Source organism: Kaistella sp. CFF1-2, from assembly GCF_059509915.1.
This window is the reverse complement of record NZ_JCAKLF010000001.1, coordinates 579,222-597,615: the sequence shown is the minus strand read 5'-3', so window position 1 is coordinate 597,615 and position 18,394 is coordinate 579,222. Positions and strand designations below refer to the sequence as shown.

The 18,394-nt window shown below is 36.1% G+C and carries 16 protein-coding genes; 9 read left to right on the top strand and 7 right to left on the bottom strand.

The genetic code is table 11. From position 1 onward, the window contains the following. Positions 1–160: 160 nt before the first annotated feature. Entirely contained in the window at positions 161–391 is a 231-nt protein-coding gene (yidD, locus tag AC5XHR_RS02775; protein WP_495949253.1) for a membrane protein insertion efficiency factor YidD, read from the top strand. A 415-nt stretch (positions 392–806) separates the two neighbouring features. Then, a complete protein-coding gene (gene lgt, locus AC5XHR_RS02770) occupies positions 807–1,664 on the top strand; it encodes a prolipoprotein diacylglyceryl transferase (protein WP_495949707.1) in 858 nt (285 codons plus the stop codon). A gap of 58 nt (positions 1,665–1,722) precedes the next feature. Here lgt and pepE read toward each other — a convergent pair whose 3' ends face one another. Together pepE and AC5XHR_RS02760 are read right to left on the bottom strand one after the other, a co-directional pair. Further along, positions 1,723–2,436, bottom strand: a complete 714-nt coding sequence (pepE, locus tag AC5XHR_RS02765; protein WP_495949252.1) for a dipeptidase PepE — start codon at positions 2,434–2,436, stop codon at positions 1,723–1,725. Further along, entirely contained in the window at positions 2,429–2,842 is a 414-nt protein-coding gene (locus AC5XHR_RS02760; RefSeq protein ID WP_495949251.1) for an acyl-CoA thioesterase, read from the bottom strand. The genes pepE and AC5XHR_RS02760 overlap by 8 nt, the downstream gene beginning before the upstream one ends. Positions 2,843–2,979: 137 nt before the next feature. Here AC5XHR_RS02760 and dnaA point away from each other — a divergent pair, with 137 nt between their 5' ends. The 6 genes from dnaA to AC5XHR_RS02730 all read left to right on the top strand — a co-directional run bounded on the left by dnaA (position 2,980) and on the right by AC5XHR_RS02730 (position 9,407). Continuing rightward, positions 2,980–4,428, top strand: coding sequence for a chromosomal replication initiator protein DnaA (gene dnaA / locus AC5XHR_RS02755; RefSeq protein ID WP_495949250.1), 1,449 nt, complete (start codon positions 2,980–2,982; stop codon positions 4,426–4,428). A gap of 77 nt (positions 4,429–4,505) precedes the next feature. Then, on the top strand, positions 4,506–4,961 hold the full coding sequence (locus AC5XHR_RS02750) for a low molecular weight protein-tyrosine-phosphatase (RefSeq protein WP_495949249.1): 456 nt from the start codon (positions 4,506–4,508) through the stop codon (positions 4,959–4,961). A 19-nt stretch (positions 4,962–4,980) separates the two neighbouring features. Then, complete coding sequence (locus AC5XHR_RS02745) at positions 4,981–5,682, top strand: SAM-dependent methyltransferase (RefSeq protein WP_495949248.1); 702 nt, start codon at positions 4,981–4,983, stop codon at positions 5,680–5,682. An 82-nt stretch (positions 5,683–5,764) separates the two neighbouring features. Continuing rightward, complete coding sequence (locus tag AC5XHR_RS02740; RefSeq protein WP_495949247.1) at positions 5,765–6,829, top strand: DUF2891 domain-containing protein; 1,065 nt, start codon at positions 5,765–5,767, stop codon at positions 6,827–6,829. Between the two features lie 45 nt (positions 6,830–6,874). Beyond that, positions 6,875–8,236 carry a D-alanyl-D-alanine carboxypeptidase/D-alanyl-D-alanine endopeptidase gene (gene dacB / locus AC5XHR_RS02735; protein ID WP_495949246.1) on the top strand — a complete coding sequence of 454 codons (1,362 nt, stop codon included), beginning with the start codon at positions 6,875–6,877 and terminating at the stop codon, positions 8,234–8,236. Between the two features lie 4 nt (positions 8,237–8,240). Continuing rightward, a complete protein-coding gene (locus tag AC5XHR_RS02730; RefSeq protein WP_495949245.1) occupies positions 8,241–9,407 on the top strand; it encodes a sensor histidine kinase in 1,167 nt (388 codons plus the stop codon). Between the two features lies 1 nt (position 9,408). Here the strand turns inward: AC5XHR_RS02730 and AC5XHR_RS02725 are convergent, their stop codons facing one another. The 4 genes from AC5XHR_RS02725 to AC5XHR_RS02710 all read right to left on the bottom strand — a co-directional run bounded on the left by AC5XHR_RS02725 (position 9,409) and on the right by AC5XHR_RS02710 (position 13,640). After that, complete coding sequence (locus tag AC5XHR_RS02725; protein ID WP_495949244.1) at positions 9,409–11,037, bottom strand: M1 family metallopeptidase; 1,629 nt, start codon at positions 11,035–11,037, stop codon at positions 9,409–9,411. Positions 11,038–11,206: 169 nt separating this feature from the next. Further along, complete coding sequence (tatC, locus tag AC5XHR_RS02720) at positions 11,207–12,040, bottom strand: twin-arginine translocase subunit TatC (RefSeq protein WP_495949243.1); 834 nt, start codon at positions 12,038–12,040, stop codon at positions 11,207–11,209. 60 nt (positions 12,041–12,100) lie between these two features. Continuing rightward, positions 12,101–12,679: a YcxB family protein gene (locus AC5XHR_RS02715; protein WP_495949242.1), complete on the bottom strand. Its 579-nt coding sequence runs from the start codon at positions 12,677–12,679 to the stop codon at positions 12,101–12,103. Position 12,680: 1 nt separating this feature from the next. Beyond that, positions 12,681–13,640, bottom strand: coding sequence for a KpsF/GutQ family sugar-phosphate isomerase (locus AC5XHR_RS02710; RefSeq protein WP_495949241.1), 960 nt, complete (start codon positions 13,638–13,640; stop codon positions 12,681–12,683). A gap of 125 nt (positions 13,641–13,765) precedes the next feature. Between AC5XHR_RS02710 and recQ the strand changes: the two genes are divergently transcribed. Beyond that, complete coding sequence (gene recQ / locus AC5XHR_RS02705; RefSeq protein ID WP_495949240.1) at positions 13,766–15,967, top strand: DNA helicase RecQ; 2,202 nt, start codon at positions 13,766–13,768, stop codon at positions 15,965–15,967. Between the two features lie 73 nt (positions 15,968–16,040). On the opposite strand, the gene AC5XHR_RS02700 is transcribed toward recQ, so the two are convergent. Continuing rightward, entirely contained in the window at positions 16,041–18,326 is a 2,286-nt protein-coding gene (locus tag AC5XHR_RS02700; protein ID WP_495949239.1) for a GH92 family glycosyl hydrolase, read from the bottom strand. Positions 18,327–18,394 lie beyond the last annotated feature (68 nt).

The following is an 18,394-nucleotide window of genomic DNA, read 5'->3' as shown; positions in this document are numbered from 1 at the left end:
GTAACAATTTCAAAAATAGTTTACCAACTATCTAAAACGTAATTTCTGCAAAAGCGGTTTTGCAAAAGAAAAAGGTTGTGTACGAAATTGGAATCAATGGGGATTTCTTTTCAAATGTATGACTTTTTTAAGTTATTTTTGTAGCGTTTTGAAATCGACAATGTACAAAATACTATCCTTTCCATTGATATTATTGATCAAATTTTATCAAGGTGCGATTTCGCCATTTTTGGGAAATAATTGCAGGTATCAGCCTACTTGTTCTCATTATATGGTCGATGCGCTGAATATTCATGGACCTTTTAAAGGCCTGTTTATGGGAGTGAAACGTATTTTGAGATGTCATCCATGGGGTGGAAGTGGTTATGATCCTGTACCGCCCAAAAAATAATGTTAAACTAGAGTAAATGAAGCAGTTTTTTCTTCGATTTGTCATGGTCATGTTGGCGTTTTCTTTTCAGTCAACGTTCGCACAATTGTATCCAGACGGTTTGTCTGATGGGGTTTTAGAAGTAAACCAAAAAAATGTTCCCGTAAAAATCTTTTCAACGACTTCGGGTCATGATTTGGATGCATTTTCTAAAAAAGAAATTCCGAATAACGTTTTAGTAATTTTGAATGATGATCTTAACGATCAGGCTTCAGGATTGTATCAAATGTTTGCATTTTCGGGTTTTCAGATTCTGGATAAGAATTTCCAACCGGTTGCTCAAGAGCAAAACGATATTAAATATATGTACCGCCCGCAAAGCAAAAATGAATTGATTGGGCAGGGAAGTACGGTAGAACTAAAAACGAAATATAAAATTTGGGATCCTTCCAAAGGAATTAAAATCGGAGGATTTACCTTGCATTTTTATAGTTTGATGTTTGTTTTTGCCTTTGGTTTAGGGTATTTGTTGATGCATCGAATTTTCAAAATCGACAATGTTAACGACAAATATTTGGAACCTTTGTTTACGTGGACATTAATCGGAACCATTTTAGGAGCACGTTTAGGTCACGTTATTTTCTATCAACCCGAATTGTTTAAAGAAGATTTTTGGTCGGTTTTCCTTCCGATTCGTACGAAACCAACTTTAGAATTTACTGGTTTTATGGGATTGGCAAGTCACGGTGCTTCCATTGCTTTACTTTTAACAACACTGTATTATTCATTTAAAATTATCAAGAAAAATCCGCTTTGGGTGTATGATAGATTAGGAATTGTTGTGGCTTTAGGAGGTTTCTTTATTCGAATGGGGAATTTTTTCAACTCAGAAATTATTGGAAAAGCTGTTGCTGAAGATTCGCCTTTCGCCGTGTTATTTCCAAACATGAGTAATGAATATGGAGCGACGGTTCCGCGTTATCCATCGCAATTGTTTGAAGCTATTGGATATCTTATCTTATTTGTAATTTTGTGGATTTTGTATCGTTATACCAATAAAAAATACCAGCAAGGATGGCTTTTTGGTTTCTTTTTCTTTGTGCTTTGGTCGATTCGTTTCTTTGTAGAATTCTTGAAAGAACCGCAAGGTGAAGAGTTTATTAAATTGGGGACTTTGAACACTGGACAAGTTCTATCGTTACCGTTTATGATTGCAGGTGTGGTGTTAATGCTTATTTCGCCGAAATACAAAATCTCCGAAGCTGAAAATGAAAAACCAGAATATCCTGCTTAAGGAATTTTAAAATAGAGAATAAAAAAAGCTGCACTAGAAAAATGCAGCTTTTTTAATTTTAGTTCAATTGAAGTAAATCTGAACCCGATTTAATTTCAAAAGGTTCTTTTCCTTGAATGAAAATTCGCGTTTCGTTTTCGCCTTGAACGGTAATAGAATCTCCAATTTTTCGAATCCAGTTTCCTTCTCGCAATCCAACAACCATCGTGTCATTTTGGGTTAAGAATTCTAGAATTCGAGTTTCTCGAGTCTCGCCATTGTGATGTAAATCCGGATTTGGATCTAAATAATGCGGATTCAAATTGAACGGAACCAAGCCCATCGTTTCAAAACTTGGAGGATACACAATCGGCATATCGTTCGTCGTTTTCATATTCAATCCACCAATATTACTTCCTGCGCTGCAACCTAAATACGGTTTTCCCGATTGAACTTCTGATTTTAGAACGTTCATTAAACCATTTTCATGCAATGTTTTTACCAATAAAAATGTGTTTCCACCGCCTGTGAAAAAGCCTTTTCCGCTTTGTAGCGCTTGTTTCATTTCATCAAATTCATGAAGTCCGCGAACTTGAATATTTAGTTTTGCAAAGAAAAGTCGTGCTTTCTCAGTATATGCGTCATGAGTTAGTCCAGAAGGCCTTGCAAACGGAATGAAAATAATTTCGTCTATTCCATGAAATAATGAAATAATTTCGTTTTTCAAGTATTCTAAATACTCGCCTCCAAAAAGTGTTGAGGTTGATGCGAGAATGATGTTTTCTTTATTCATTTTTCCAATGTTTTTCGATGTAGTTCATTAAAAATTCGGGGCAACGAATGATTTTTTGTTTTTCGGCATCGAGAAAGTACAAAGTTGTAGAGGCTTCCGTTAGTTTTTCCCCTTTTTCATTGTAAATTTCGTACTCGAACTCAATTCGAACGCCCGGGATTTTTTTTATAAAAGTATGAATTTCTAATAGATCATCGTATTTAGCTGGTTTTAAATATTTAATTTTATAGTCTGAAACGGGAAGCCAAATTCCACGATTTTCGATCTCGTCATACGAAATACCGATGCTTCGAAAAAGTTCGACGCGGGCAACTTCAAAATAGGTAGCGTAGTTACCATAATAGACGTATTTCATAGGGTCAGTTTCTGTGTAACGAACTCGTATTGAATGTGTTGTGTGTAGCATTTTCAAGTGATTAATAAGACATACAAATATATTTTTAAATAATCAATACATCAAAGATTTTTTTTTCCACAATAATTATGGCATCTTTGTCTGAGGATAATTACTAACGTTTCAAATTAAAATTTTTCGCACAAATAATGGATCAAGATTTATCGTTGATATGGGAAAGATGTCTCCAATTTATGAGAGACAATTTAAATGCTACGGAAGACAATGATGATCTTAAGAAGCTTGAAAAGTCTTTTGATCTTTTGTTCGAAAAAGTGGCGCCTATTTCTTTGGTGAATCACAATCTTACGCTTTTAGTTCCTAGCGATTTCTATAAAGAATATATTGAAGACAATTATTTGTCTCTTCTTTCAGCTGCTTTACGTAAGTACATTGGTAAAGGGGTGAAGTTGTGGTATTCTGTAATGGAAAATAAACCTGTAGGACAGCAAAAGCCTGTTGTTCAGAACATGAAAGGAAATTCGATTCCTGCTCCTAAAGTTCAGGAAGCGACTCCAAAAGCGAAAAATTTAGTAAATCCTTTTATTGCACCTGGAATCAAAAAGGTGACTATTGAACCCAACCTAAACGCTCAACTTTCATTCGATAATTTTATTGAAGGAGAGAGCAATAAATTTGCATCTACGGTTGCGAAATCTATTGCAAAACGCCCTGGAGCAACGGCTTTCAACCCTTTATTTGTTCATGGTGGAGTAGGTGTTGGGAAAACGCACTTGGCTCATGCGATTGGGCTTGAAGTGAAAAATTTGTATCCTGAGAAGGTGGTTCTATATCTTTCTTCGGAAAAATTCATTCAACAATTCGTTTCTGCGGCGAAAGCTCAGAACAAAACAGATTTCCAAAATTTCTATCAAATGGTAGATGTTTTGATTATCGATGATATTCAGTTTTTATCTGGAAAAGCAGCGACACAAGATAGTTTCTTCCATATTTTTGATTATTTACATCAAAACGGAAAACAGATTATTTTAACGTCGGACAAGGCTCCAGTTGACATTCAAGATATTCAAGAACGTATCGTTTCGCGTTTTAAGTGGGGACTTTCTGCAGAGATTAAATCTCCAGACTTCGATACGAGAAAGAAAATTATCCTAGAAAAACTACACCGTGACGGAATTGTTTTAACCGAAGATATGGTTGATTTTCTTGCTGGTGAAGTAAAATCTAACGTTCGTGAGCTTATCGGCGTAATCAATTCTGTAATTGCGTATTCTACGGTTTATAAGTCTGATTTAAGTTTAGATTTGCTAAAAGAAACGATTAACAAAATCGCTTCGACTCAGAAGAAGGTAATCAATATTCCATACATTCAAGAAGTGGTTTGCGAGTATTTTGGAATCAAGAGAGAAGATCTACTTTCGAAATCACGACGTAGAGAAGTGGCGTTACCAAGACAGTTGGCGATGTATTTTTCTAAAGAATTAACCAACGCGACATTCTCGAAAATTGGTGAAGAAATGGGCGGAAAAGATCACTCAACCGTGATGTACGCTTGCGATACGATTAAAGACGTATCCAAAATTGATAAAGAGATTAAAAAGTTTGTGAAAGACCTTACGGAACGTATCAAACAATAAGAATACTAAAATAATAGATAGGAATTTTTCGGATGCAAGTTTGGGAAATTCCTTTTTTTATGCCTAAAAGTTACGTTATGAAAATATTGATGGTTTGTTTAGGGAATATTTGTAGAAGCCCTTTAGCAGAAGGAATTCTAAAATCAAAACTTTCTAGTGATTTCGAAATTGATTCCGCGGGAACCATTGCGATGCATCAAGGTAAACTGCCAGATTCACGATCGATTTCTACGGCTCGTGTTTATGGAATCGATATTACCGATCAACGTTCTCGTCCGATTACAAAATCGGATTTGGATTCCTTTGATTTCATTTTTTGTATGGACGAAGAGAATTATTTTAATGTTTTGAACTTGGCTGATTCTGAAGTTCAAAAATCGAAAGTTCATCTTATTTTGGAGTTTGCAGGAATGGGACGAAATGAAGTTCCTGATCCGTATTATGGTGGAATTTCAGGATTTGAGAAAGTCTTTGAAATGCTTGATGAAGCTTCCGATAAAATTGCAGCCAAACTTCAGACTTCCGCTTTGTAAGAATTCGTAATTTTGCGCTATGTTATTTTTAATTCCTGCCTATTTATCGGATGCGAGTCCGCTCGATTATTTTGCACCTGTCATTAAAGACTATATTTTAAAGACGGATTATTTCTTTGTTGAAAATGAAAAAACGGCCCGTAAAGTCGTTAAATTTTTCGCTCCAGAGAAAAAACAAAGTGATTTGAAATTGTATGTTCTTGATAAATATTCGCAGTCAAATGATTTAAAAGAAGCTCAAAAACTAATGTTGGAAGGTCAAGATTTTGGTTTGCTTTCAGAAGCTGGACTACCTTGCATTGCAGATCCTGGAAACATTATGGTTCAATGGGCGCATGCTAATAACATCAAAGTAGTTCCTATAAACGGGCCTTCGTCTATTATTTTAGCGTTGATTGGAAGTGGATTCAACGGACAAGAATTTACGTTTCATGGGTATTTACCGATTGATAAGGGGCAACGAAAATCCAAAATTCAATTTTTAGAAAGTCAAGTTCAAAAAACGGGATACTCGCAGATTTTCATGGAAACACCGTATCGAAACAATCAATTGTTGGAAGATTTAACCAAGTTTTTGGCTCCAAATACATTGCTCTCTATTTCGGCAAATGTCAATCATCCGCAAGATGAAATGGTTAAAACTTTGAAAATCAAAGATTGGAAAACTTCGAAAATTGATCTTCACAAAATTCCAGCGGTTTTTGTCCTTGGAAAAAATTAAATATGCTAAGCTCTTTTCGTAAATGGAAAGAGCTTATTTTTTTCTGTTCGTAAAAATGGAGAGTTTTTAGTATTTTTAATGAATGAAATTAGCTTTAATCCCAATTCTATTGCCTTTTTTGGCTTTTAGTCAGCAAAAACCTTCGTTAACGGATGAAGTAGCATCTCAACTTGCACAACTTCCAATGCATTGTATCAATCAGGAATATCCGAATAAAACAGCGCATATCATCAATACGGCTCAGGAAGTTACTTTGTCACCCAAAGAATTGCACCCTTCTTTTTATGGATGTTTTGACTGGCATAGCTCTGTCCATGGACATTGGATGTTAGTGCGATTACTGAAAACAAAACCGCATCTCGCAAATGCAAAGGAAATTGAACGAATTTTAGATCAATCTTTTCAACCTGAAAAGTTAAAATCTGAAGCAGATTATTTTACAAAATTTCAGTTAAGTTCTACTTTTGAGCGAACATATGGATGGGCTTGGTTGCTGAAATTGGATGAAGAATTACTAACATGGAATGATCCAAGAGCCAAAAAGTGGCATCAAAATTTGCAACCACTAACATCAAAAGTTGTGGATTTGTGGTCATTGTATTTACCGAAACAAACCTATCCAAACCGAACAGGAGTTCATCCGAATTCCGCTTTTGCATTAGGTTTTGCAATTGATTGGGCTCGGGTTGCTCAGAAAAAAGAGTTTGAAAGTTTGTTGATTTCAAATTCCAAAAAGTTTTATTTGAATGATCAAGACACGCCAGCATATTTAGAACCTGATGGGAGTGATTTTTTCTCACCGAGTTTACAAATTGCCGATTTGATGCGTCGGATTTTACCGCAAAAAGAATTTGGACCATGGTTGACCAAATTTTACTCAAAGCGAAGTTTAAAAAACATTGAACAAATGCCTATTGTAAGTGATTTGAATGATTTTCAAACCGTTCATTTGGTAGGTTTATCGTTTTCGCGTGCGTGGTGTATGAAGGGGATTTCTAAGTCATTACCCGAAAATCATAAGCTGAAAAATGCATTTAAACAAGATGCTAATCGTTTTTTAAATAATGCATTACCCCTGATTTTTAAAGGAAATTATGGTGGCGATCATTGGTTGGCTAGTTTTGCAGTGTACGCTTTAGAAAATTAATATTTTTTATTTTTTTTCGTTATTTAATTTTAGAAGTTGATTTTTATGAAGATATTTTTTGTTGGATTATTGGTGTGTTCCCAAATGGCATTTGCGCAAACCACTTCGCAAAAACTAGATACAGCCGTTAAAAATTTATTAAAAACAAATGCGGCTTCGGCGGCAAATTTGTCCTTGTATGTTAGTGATGCAGATGGTAAACTAGTGTATGAATATCAAGGCGATAGAGGACTTTCTACAGCATCAACTCAGAAAATTTTCACGGCTGCTGCGGCTTTAGAAACGCTTGGGAAAAACTATCAATACACAACTACCGCATCATATACAGGAAAATTAGAAAATGGTCAATTACAAGGTGATTTGTACATTCAATCGAATGGTGATCCTACGTTGGGAAGTTGGCGGTACGATGGTTACAAACCCGAAGATTTCAAGAAACAACTTCTAGAGGCAATCAAAAAAGCAGGAATTAGTTCGATTAAAGGAAATATTATAGTTGATGATTCGTATTTTGATTTCCAAACGACGCCTGGTGGTTGGCCTTGGAACGATATGGGAAATTATTATGGAGCCGGAGTTTGGGGAGTGAATTGGCGTGAAAACCAATTTGATTTGGAAATGAATGGAAGTAAAATCATCAAATCCAATATCGATTTACCGAATGTGGAATGGGTTTCCGAAGTGAAAGCTTCGGGAAATTCTGATCAAAGTTTGATTTTTACGGCTCCGCACTCCGAAGTAGCTTACATCAACGGAAAACTTCCTGCAGGAAAAACGATGACGGTTTCTGGAGCAACACCCAATCCGCCACTTAGTTTAGGAAGTGAAATTCATACTGAACTTCAAAAAAATGGAATTTCTATTTCTGGAACGGTGCAAACGTATTCTGGAAATCTTATCGACGGAAAAAGTATCAATTCAAATCAAAATAAAACGGCGATTTTAGAATATAAATCGCCAACTTTAGATAAAATCGTGTATTGGTTTATGCGAAAAAGCATCAACCTTTACGGAGAAGCTTTCGTGAAAACCATGGCAAAGCAAAAGAAAGACGAAGGAAGTTTTTCTGCTGGAATTGATTATTTAAAATCATTTTGGAAGACAAAAGGTATTAATGGAAATGCTATTAATTTTGCCGACGGAAGCGGACTTTCACCTCAAAATTATGTTTCTGCAAAAGCGGAAGTTCAAGCGTTGCAATACGCGAAAAAACAAGAATGGTATTCGGCTTTTTATGAAGGGTTTCTAACACAAGGAAATGGTATGAAAATGAAAAGTGGAACGATGAAAGACACCAAATCGTTTGCGGGATACTATAAAAATTACACGTTTGCCATCATCATTAACAATTATCAAGGCGGAAACATCAGCGATGCCTTGTATCAAGTTTTAAATTCGCTGAAATAGTTTCATGAAGCCCTATTTATCAAAAATTAATATTTGGTTTGTTTACGTCCTTTTTACGCTTGTAATTACGGCAATGATCGTCTATTCAGGCGTTTTGATTAAAGATTTACGAATTCGTGAAACGAGCAGGGTAGAATTGTTGGTGAAATCCATGCAGTTTTTACAAAAGAACTCGGAGTCGGTTTCCGCAGAAACGATGGACTTAATTTTGCCTATTTTAGAAGAAAATAATCAACTTCCTTTGATCATTACGGATGCTAATAAAAAACCTTTGTTAGAAGAAGGAACGTATAAAAATATTCCTGCAGATGTGTTAAGCAATCCTGAGAAACTTAATAAATATATTCTAGGAATGGAGCGGCATTATAAGCCGTTTGAAATGAATTTTGCCGACACAAAACAATACGTTTATTTTGACAACAGCCGATTGCTAAACAATTTACAATACTATCCTTTGTTTTTGGGCTTGTTTATTTTGGCGTATTTATTTTGCTCCATTTGGTTGATGCGAACGGTGAAAAAGCAAGATGAAGGCTTTCTTTGGGCGGGTTTGGCGAAGGAAACGGCTCATCAAATTGGTACGCCATTATCATCCATGATTGGTTGGATTGAAATTATGAAGATGGAAAATGCGGATGCTATGGGCGTTTCCGAAATTGAAAAAGATATCGTTCGGCTGAAAACGATTTCCGAACGTTTTTCAAAGATCGGTTCGGTTCCGGAGTTGAATGATTATAATCTGAATGAAACCTTGCAACAGAATTTCGATTATCTGAAGACCCGAATTTCAACGAAAGTCGATTTTAGTTTGCAACTTCCCGAAGAAGAAATTTTGCTTCCGCATAATCGAATTCTGTTTTCGTGGGTCATCGAAAACTTGGTGAAAAACGCCGTTGATGCCATGAAAGGTGCAGGAAAATTGCACGTTTCCATGTATGAAAAAAACAAAAGTTTGGTGATCGATTTTAAGGACAGCGGTTGTGGAATGACCAGCAAGCAAGCTCGAAAGGTTTTTAATCCCGGTTTTTCCACGAAAAAACGCGGTTGGGGACTTGGTTTAAGTCTCGCGCACCGCGTTATTCATGATTACCACAAAGGTAGTATTTATGTTGCCCAAACCGAAATCAACAAAGGTTCTACCTTCAGGATTCGGCTAAAAATGGAATCGTAGTTTATAATATCGTGTTGTTGTATTTCACGTAATAATTCGGATTCGTTTCAATAGAACTTGCATCTGGAAGTTGAATAGTTTGAACGCTATTTGTTGGCTTCAACGTAATTTCCTTTGAACCTTGCTTTACACGAATTGGCAAATTAAAATTATCGATTGCATTTATCCATTTAAATTTCAATTCCTTTCCGTTTTGTTGATATTCGAAAGTTGGAATTTGAGTTGTTCTCAGGAATTGATCAAAAATCGTTTTGAAATCAAATTTTGCTTTATCGTTGAAATACTTCAAAACTTGCTCTGTAGTTACTGTTTGATGGTAAAAATCCTTGTTCATTCCTCGAAGAATCATTCGGAATTTCGCGTCATCATTGATCACTTGGCGCATCGTGTGAATCATATTGGCACCTTTTGGGTACATATCGCCACTTCCTTCATTTCTGACGCCGTATTTTCCTATAATTGGAATGTCGTTTTGAATATTATTTCGAAGGCCTTGTGTGTATTTGTCACCTGCTTCTTTGCTCGTAAAATCATTTACAAATAATGATTCCGAATAGGTGGTAAACGCTTCGTGAATCCACATATCCGCTTGATCTTTGGCAGTAATATTATTGGCGAACCATTCGTGTCCCGTTTCATGAATAATGATAAAGTCCCAATTTAAGCCAAAGCCTGTTCCGGAAAGGTCGCGACCAAGATACCCGTTCAGATATTTATTCCCGTAGGCAACATTCGATTGATGTTCCATTCCCAAATGCGGTGCATCCACCAATTTGTAGGAATCCTCATAAAAAGGATACGGACCGAACCAATTTTCAAACGCTTTCATCATCGGATGAACGATCTGAAAATGCTTTTTGGCTTTTTCTAAATTATAATCGAGAACCCAATAATCCAAGTCCAATTTTCCCTTTTCACCGGCATAGGTTTCTTTGAAATTAACGTATTTTCCGATAGAAGGCACGATGCTGTAATCGTTGATGGGATTCTTTACTTGCCAAGTAAAAACATTTTTCCCGTTTTCTTTTTTTTGCGAAATTAATCGACCATTTCCGACGCCAACTAAATCCTTTGGTGTCACTATATGCATCACAATTCCGTGATCGGGCTCGTCACTCCAAATATCTTTGATGGGAAGCCAAACGGAAGTTCCGATTCCCTCCTGAGCTACAGTTGCCCAAGGATTTCCATTGGTATCTTTGGTGAAAACCCAACCGCCGTCCCAAGGTGCGCGTTTTGCAATCGTTGGATTTCCAGAATAGTCGATATCAATCGTAAGTTTTTGTCCTTTTTTGAATTTCCCTTTAGATTGAATGAAAATAAAATCGCCATCTCGTTTGTGATTATCAATGGTTGCAAATGAACATTTGATTTTGTCAACATCCATCGGTTGTTGAAGGTCAATTTGAAAAACGGGATTCAGTACATCTTTTACAATTTCTAGTGAAATTTTATTGGTTCCCGAAAGAGCTTTAGTTTCAAAATTCGGCTCTACGGTCAGTTCGTATTTTTTAACATCCCAAAAGTTTCGAAACTCGGTATTAGATCCCTTCAGTGTATCTTGTTTGGTGAATTGTTGTCCAAATGCAATTCCCGAAAGGAAAATACACGATATAAAAAGTTTTTTCATATTCCTAAATTGTGGTTGAATGCTGAAATTTCATATGAATTTGAAATTTCGACTTCAAAAATAATAGGAATTTTTGAATTGACTTGTACGATGCTTGAAAAATACGCATTCAACATCGTCAAAAATTTAATTTTGAATGTTAAAATGAAATCTGAAAAAGTTTTGAAAATTAGTCCTGCGTTTTCGCTACAGCTGATGCTGCTTCACGCTTTTGTATTTTTTTATACGTACGATTCGCCATAATAATACTGAATTCGTACAATAACAGCAACGGAACCGCCGCTGCCATCATCGAGAAAACATCCGCTGGCGTTACAATTGCCGCAACCACCATAATTAAAACAATAGCGTGTCTTCGGTACGTTCTCAAGAATTTGGGTGTCAAAATTCCAATATTTGTTAAGAAATAGACAATTACAGGAAATAAGAAAATCAATCCCATTCCTAAAACAACTTGTAGGAAAAGCGTCGTGTAATCTGATAAATCGAATAACTGCTCTATGGAATTGGATATTTTAAATAACAATCCAAAGTTGATTGCTAAAGGTAAAATCAAGAAATAACCCGTACAAATTCCTAAGGCAAAAAGAATCCAAATGAAATTAATCATAAATGCAGAATTCTTACGCTCGTTGGGATGCAAAGCGGGACTGATGAAACGCCAAAGTTCCCAAACGATGTACGGAAACGCTAAAACCATTCCTCCAAAAATGGCAACTGCCATCATCACGTTAAACTGTTGGAAAAGTTTTTTCTGTTGTACTCGGAACTCATCAGGAAGATGAAAACTGTCGTGTCCTAAAAACTCACGAGAAAAATGATTGATAAGCTCAAAAGTTGCAAAATCGTTTCGTGTTGGGCCAAAGAAAACATGATCCATAATCCAATTGATGTTGAAACCAACAATCAATCCGCCAACAATAATGGCAATAATACTTCTAATTAAATGGCCTCTAAGCTCTCCAATATGTCCCCAAAAAGACATGTCTTTTTCTTCACTCATCGATCTGTTCTCAGGTTTAGGAAGTTGCGAAATTAGGTAATAATCTCAACGTATGAAAATCTACCATTTCCATTTTAAATCTTTATCGTATGAAATCGAATTTTCCGTGGCAATTTCTTGTAAAGAATTTTCAAAAGAAGTAGCGTCAATAGCTTCTTTAGGTACAATTAAAGCCGAATCATCTTTCGAAATTAGGTAAAAATGATTTGGTGCTTCAATAATTCGCTTCAAGTCAGAATACGCGATTAAAGCTGTCGCGCCGTTTTCAGTTAATTGAATTCCGTTATTTGAAAACTGAATTTCATGTGTTTTTCCAATTTCGGAAGCCAAATCTTGATCGATTTGTTTCAACAATAGATTTTTAATTCTATTTTTTTCTAAAACCTTCCGTAAAGCAGCTGCGACAATCAATAATATGAGATAAATCCCAATATACATCGCATTAAATTGCTGATTAATCGTATAGTTTCGATAAATGAAAAATGCGGTAATCGCTACTAAAACCACAAGAAACATCCCATGATTTTTCTTGCGTTTTGCTAATGTTTGCGGATCGGTTGACGCGTGGTATAAATAATATTCCCAATAATCTTCCTTCGAAAGGGAGAAGTCGTATTTCACTTGATTTTCTGTCATCATACTAATTAATTCCTTCGTCTAACAAACGGTGAATATCTATAATTCCGTAATATTTTCCGTTATCGGTTACGATCAGTTGACCAATATTGTTGGCTTTCAAAATACGCATTGCTTCTTTTGCTAAAGCGACTTTTTCAATCGATTTCGGGTTTTTACTCATTACTTCAGAAGCGGTAAGTTTGCTCACATCTTCATTATTCATCAACATTCTACGAAGATCACCGTCGGTAATAACGCCTAAAATTTTTCCAGCATTGGTAACAACGGTAATTCCATGAGTTGAAGCACTAATGCTGATAATTACATCACGAATATTCGCAATTTCTGGAACTTCAGGTTTTTGTTGAGAAACGAATTGATCTACAGTTGCTGTTAAATTCTTTCCTAAACTTCCTCCAGGATGGTATTTAGCAAAATCGGTGTCTTTGAATTTCTTCATTTCCATTAAGCAAATTGCTAAAGCGTCACCCAAAGCCATTTGTACCGTTGTAGAACTTGTTGGAGCCAAACTGATTGGGCATGCTTCACGTTCTACATAGGAGTTTAAAATGATATGCGAGTTTTCCGCTAGCTTACTTTTCAAGTTTCCTGTCATCCCGATTAAAGCAGAAGAATATTTTTTCAAATACGGAATCAAATTCACAATTTCAGGAGAGTTTCCCGAATTCGAAATACAAAGAACCACATCTTGCTTTTGAATTAATCCTAAATCTCCGTGAATGGCTTCTGAGGCATGTAAGAACTGGGAAGGTGTTCCTGTAGAATTCAATGTTGCTACTAATTTATTTGCAACGTGCGCCGATTTTCCGATTCCAACGATAATCAGTTTTCCTTTGGCTGCGTTGATGGTTTCTACGGCCTTAATAAAGCTGTCGTCTAATCGTTCGGATAATTTTTGGAGTTCAGAAATCTCAATTTCGATGGAACTTTTTGCAAGTTTTAGTATTTCTTTTGTTGTCATGAGTTACGTATGAAACTATAGAAAAAAATAAATTTTGAATCTTGACCAAGACTTGTAAATATTTTTATTTCTAATTATTATTTAGTACTTTTGATTACATGCAAATTTAGCAAACTTAATATTAGATGAAGACAAACTCAACCGATTTATCCAAAGAATTAAAAAAGTATTTCGGTTTTTCACAGTTTAAAGGGCAGCAAGAGAAAATTATCGAAACCCTTTTAGGAGGAAAAGATGTTTTTGTGTTGATGCCTACTGGTGGCGGGAAATCCCTTTGTTACCAGCTTCCTGCACTTATATCGGAAGGAACAGCGATTGTTGTTTCGCCTTTGATTGCCTTGATGAAAAATCAGGTAGATGCGGTAAATGGCCTTTCTGAGGAAGGGACAGCGCATGTCTTGAATTCATCTTTAAATAAATCCCAAACCAAACAGGTTTTTGATGATATCAGAAGCGGTAAAACCAAACTGCTTTACGTTGCCCCAGAAAGTTTAATTAAAGAAGAATATTTGGAGTTTTTACGCGATGTGAAAATTTCATTTTGTGCGATTGATGAAGCGCACTGTATCTCGGAATGGGGGCATGATTTCCGTCCTGAATACAGAAATCTAAAATCAATCATTGATAAAATTGCCGAAGTTCCGGTAATTGCGCTTACAGCAACGGCAACACCTAAAGTTCAAGATGATATTCAAAAAACTTTAGGAATGGTCAATGCACAAGTTTTCAAAGAAAGTTTCAATCGTCCGAATTTGTATTATGAGATTCGCCCAAAGGTGAATGTAGATAAGGAAATTGTACGATTTATCAATCAACATAAAGGGAAATCAGGGATTGTCTATTGTTTAAGCCGAAGAAAAGTTGAAGAGTTTGCTCAATTGCTACAAGTAAATGGAGTAGATGCATTGCCTTATCATGCAGGTTTAGATCAAAAAACACGCGTTGCCAATCAGGATAAATTTTTGATGGAAGAATGCGACGTTATCGTTGCAACCATCGCTTTCGGAATGGGAATTGACAAGCCAGATGTACGTTTTGTAATTCATTACGATATTCCGAAATCGTTAGAAAGTTATTACCAAGAAACGGGAAGAGCGGGACGAGACGGTGGCGAAGGAATTTGCGTTGCTTTTTACGATCCTAAAGACGTTGAGAAGTTAGAGAAATTCTTAGCGCAGAAACCAGTTTCTGAACGTGAAATCGGTTTGCAGCTTTTAAATGAAGTCGTTGGCTATGCTGAAACTTCAATGAGCAGAAGACAATATTTGCTTTATTATTTCGGAGAAGAATTTGATCCGAATACTGGTGCAGGAGCCAAAATGGATGATAATTCCGTTAATCCACCTAAATTATTGGATGCATCAGGAGATTTAAAATTGGTTCTCGATGTTTCTAAAAAACTGGAAGAAAAATTCCGAACGAAAGATTTAATCAACATTATTGTTGGAAAAGAAACGGCGGTAACCAAATCGTATAAGCTAGAAACGCATAAACTTTTCGGAATTGGAAAAGATAAATCTGAAAACTATTGGAAATCGATTATTCGACAAGCAACGGTGCAGAATTTCCTTCAAAAAGATATTGAAACCTACGGGGTTTTAAAAGTGACACCAAAAGGACAAAGTGTTCTGGATGGCGTTTATAAAGAGCTTTTCCAAATCGCAGAAGATAGAACCTATGATTTGTCTCAAACGACAAAAGAAGCAGAAAATGTTCAAGTTCAGTCGGGTGGTGGTTTAGATCAGGAATTGTTTGGTCAACTAAAAGAGCTTCGAAAAAAGATTGCAAAAAAACTTGGAATCCCGCCTTACACGGTGTTTATGGATCCGAGTTTGGAAGATATGACGGTGCAGTATCCAATTTCAGTGGAAGAAATTGCAAAAGTTTATGGCGTTGGTGAAGGGAAAGCTCGAAAATTCGGGAAAGATTTTGCCGATTATATCAAAAACTATGTTGAAGAAAACGGCATCGAGCGTACGCAAGATATGGTTTTGAAACAAGTTGCAAACAAGTCCAGCCACAAGGTTTTTATTATTCAAAGTACTGATAAAAAGCTTGATTTAGAAGATATTGCTCGTGCAAAAAATCTAAAAATGGATGAACTTCTAAAGGAAATGGAATCCATTGTATATCAAGGTACTAAGTTAAATATCGACTACTATATCGAAGATAATTTTGACGAAGATAGTGTGGAAGAATTTATGGAATTCATGACCGAATCGGAAAGCGATAGCATGAAAGTGTTGACTGGAGAATTTGGCGACGATCTTTCGGATGAAGAAATCCGAATGTTGCGTATCAAATTTATTAGTGACGTTGCAAATTAATCAAGTTAAGAATTTAATCTAAATTAAATAAATAAAAATCAGTTGCGGCAAGCGAAGCTTGCCGCAACTGATTTTATGGAGTTGTACTCATTGAAAAAGGTTGAGCACTTGCCTCTGTATTTCGCTCTGTATTTGGTTTGTCATCCATTTTGAATTTCAAATTTCCGCCTTTTAAAACTTCAAAATGATCCAGATAATTTACTTTTAAGCGTTCACCTCGGAAACGAGCCGAGTTTACGTATCTATTTTTATCGGAGTTATTAGCCGCTTCTATTTCTAAAGAATTACCATTTTCAAAATGAATTTCTGCTTTTTTGAACAATGGCGCGCCCACAACATACTGCGTGCTTGCGGGAGTTACTGGGTAGAAACCTAAAGCAGAAAATACATACCAAGCCGAAGTTTGTCCATTATCTTCATCACCACAATATCCATTAGGTTGATAGCTATACAAACGATTCATCACTTCGCGAACCCAATACTGCGTTTTATACGGTTGCGATGTGTAGTTGTACAAATAAATCATGTGCTGAATTGGTTGATTTCCATGCGCATACTGACCAAAATTAGCAATTTGCATTTCACGCATTTCATGAATTACTTGCCCGTAATACGAGTAATCACCAAAATCGGGTGGAAGTGCAAAAACTTTATCAAGCATTCCGATGAATTTTTTGTCACCTCCCATTAGGTTTTTCAAACCTTCAATATCTTGAAAAACGGACCATGAATAATGCCAACTATTTCCTTCTGTAAAAGGGCCGCCCCATGAATACGGATTGAAATTTTTAGTAAAACTTCCATCTGCATTTTTAGGAGCCATAAGCGAAAATTTAGGATCGAAAAGATTTTTGTAATTCATCGCTCGATCTTTGAAGATTTTCAATTCGGATTCTGGTTTTCCTAACTCTTTTCCAAAAGCATAAATCGCGTAATCATCGTATGCGTATTCTAAACTTCGAGCAACATTTTCGTTAATTTTTACATCATTTGGGATGTATCCAAGCTTGTTGTAATAGTCAACACCTTTTCGCCCGGTTGCAGCTGGTCCTTCATTATTAGCACCGTGAACTAAAGCTTGCCATAACGTTTCCGCATCATAACCACGAAGACCTTTCAAATACGCTTCAGAAACAACCGACGCCGAATTATTCCCAATCATGATTCCGCGATAGCCAGGTGAAGACCATTCCGGCAGCCAACCACCTTCTTTATACGCATTGATTAAGCCTTCTTGCATATCTTTAGAAACAGAAGGATAGACTAAATTCAATAATGGATATAAGGCACGAAATGTGTCCCAGAATCCTGTTCCAGCGAACATATGGCCTTTTTCTGTTTTTCCGGTGTATGGGCTGTAATGCACGCGTTCTTTTTGAGCATTAAATTCGGACATCGTCATAGGGAACATTACTGTTCTATAAAGGCTAGAGTAGAAGGTTTTGAGTTGATCATCGCTTCCGCCACCCACTTGAATTTTACCCAAAACATCATTCCAACGTTTTTCACCTTCGTTTTTTACTTGGTCAAAACTTTTGTTTCCAACTTCTGATTTAAGATTTAACTCAGCTTGTTCAAAACTGATAAACGATGAAGCAACTTTCGCTTCGATTTTTTCTCCATTGGATATGATTCCAAATCCGATTCCTGCTCCAGCATGAGCACTGTTTATTTCATTTTGATTTTGAAATTTACCATCGTTCCAAACCTGCTTCATTGCAAATGGTCTGTTGAATTGAATTACAAAATAGTTTTTAAAATTTGCCGAAACGCCGCCACTATTTCTTGTAGAATAGCCAATAATTTTATTTTGTTCTGGAATGATTTTGATATAAGAACCTTTATCAATTGCATCAATTACAACGTAAGCAGGCGTGTTTTCAGGAAATGAAAATCTGAAAACGGCCGCTCTTTCGGTTGGAGTGATTTCAGTTGTTAAATTGTAATCAGCTAGATAAACACTGTAGTAATGCGGTTTTGAAATTTCCGCTTTGTGCGAAAACCAACTTTGTCTTTCTTTTTCTGGAAAAGCCAATTTGTTGGTCATTGGCATGATGGAAAAATACCCATAGTCATTCATCCAAGGCGATGGTTGATGGGTTTGCTTGAAACCATTTATTTGATTTGCTGAATATTGGTACGCCCAGCCATTTCCCATAGAATTGGTTTGTGGTGTCCAATAATTCATTCCCCAAGGAAGTCCAATTGCTGGATAGGTGTTTCCGTTGGATAATTCGTATTTGGAATCGGTTCCCATTAAAGGATTAACGTAATCGACAGGAGAACTTACAAGTTCGTTATTTTGGGCATTAAAAAGCAGGCTAGAGCCAATAAAAAAAGTAAAAATGAGACGCTTCATAGGTTTCTTTCATTTTTGAAGGAATGTAAATGTAGCAAATAATATTTCTTTTTTGCATTTTTGTAAAT

Excerpts from the sequence above, each read along its gene's own strand:
- yidD (WP_495949253.1), top strand. The coding sequence starts at position 161 with ATGTACAAAATACTATCCTTTCCATTGATATTATTGATCAAATTTTAT.
- pepE (WP_495949252.1), bottom strand. The coding sequence starts at position 2,436 with ATGAATAAAGAAAACATCATTCTCGCATCAACCTCAACACTTTTTGGA.
- AC5XHR_RS02760 (WP_495949251.1), bottom strand. The coding sequence starts at position 2,842 with ATGCTACACACAACACATTCAATACGAGTTCGTTACACAGAAACTGAC.
- dnaA (WP_495949250.1), top strand. The coding sequence starts at position 2,980 with ATGGATCAAGATTTATCGTTGATATGGGAAAGATGTCTCCAATTTATG.
- AC5XHR_RS02750 (WP_495949249.1), top strand. The coding sequence starts at position 4,506 with ATGAAAATATTGATGGTTTGTTTAGGGAATATTTGTAGAAGCCCTTTA.
- AC5XHR_RS02745 (WP_495949248.1), top strand. The coding sequence starts at position 4,981 with ATGTTATTTTTAATTCCTGCCTATTTATCGGATGCGAGTCCGCTCGAT.
- AC5XHR_RS02740 (WP_495949247.1), top strand. The coding sequence starts at position 5,765 with ATGAAATTAGCTTTAATCCCAATTCTATTGCCTTTTTTGGCTTTTAGT.
- dacB (WP_495949246.1), top strand. The coding sequence starts at position 6,875 with ATGAAGATATTTTTTGTTGGATTATTGGTGTGTTCCCAAATGGCATTT.
- AC5XHR_RS02730 (WP_495949245.1), top strand. The coding sequence starts at position 8,241 with ATGAAGCCCTATTTATCAAAAATTAATATTTGGTTTGTTTACGTCCTT.
- AC5XHR_RS02725 (WP_495949244.1), bottom strand. The coding sequence starts at position 11,037 with ATGAAAAAACTTTTTATATCGTGTATTTTCCTTTCGGGAATTGCATTT.
- tatC (WP_495949243.1), bottom strand. The coding sequence starts at position 12,040 with ATGAGTGAAGAAAAAGACATGTCTTTTTGGGGACATATTGGAGAGCTT.
- AC5XHR_RS02715 (WP_495949242.1), bottom strand. The coding sequence starts at position 12,679 with ATGATGACAGAAAATCAAGTGAAATACGACTTCTCCCTTTCGAAGGAA.
- AC5XHR_RS02710 (WP_495949241.1), bottom strand. The coding sequence starts at position 13,640 with ATGACAACAAAAGAAATACTAAAACTTGCAAAAAGTTCCATCGAAATT.
- recQ (WP_495949240.1), top strand. The coding sequence starts at position 13,766 with ATGAAGACAAACTCAACCGATTTATCCAAAGAATTAAAAAAGTATTTC.
- AC5XHR_RS02700 (WP_495949239.1), bottom strand. The coding sequence starts at position 18,326 with ATGAAGCGTCTCATTTTTACTTTTTTTATTGGCTCTAGCCTGCTTTTT.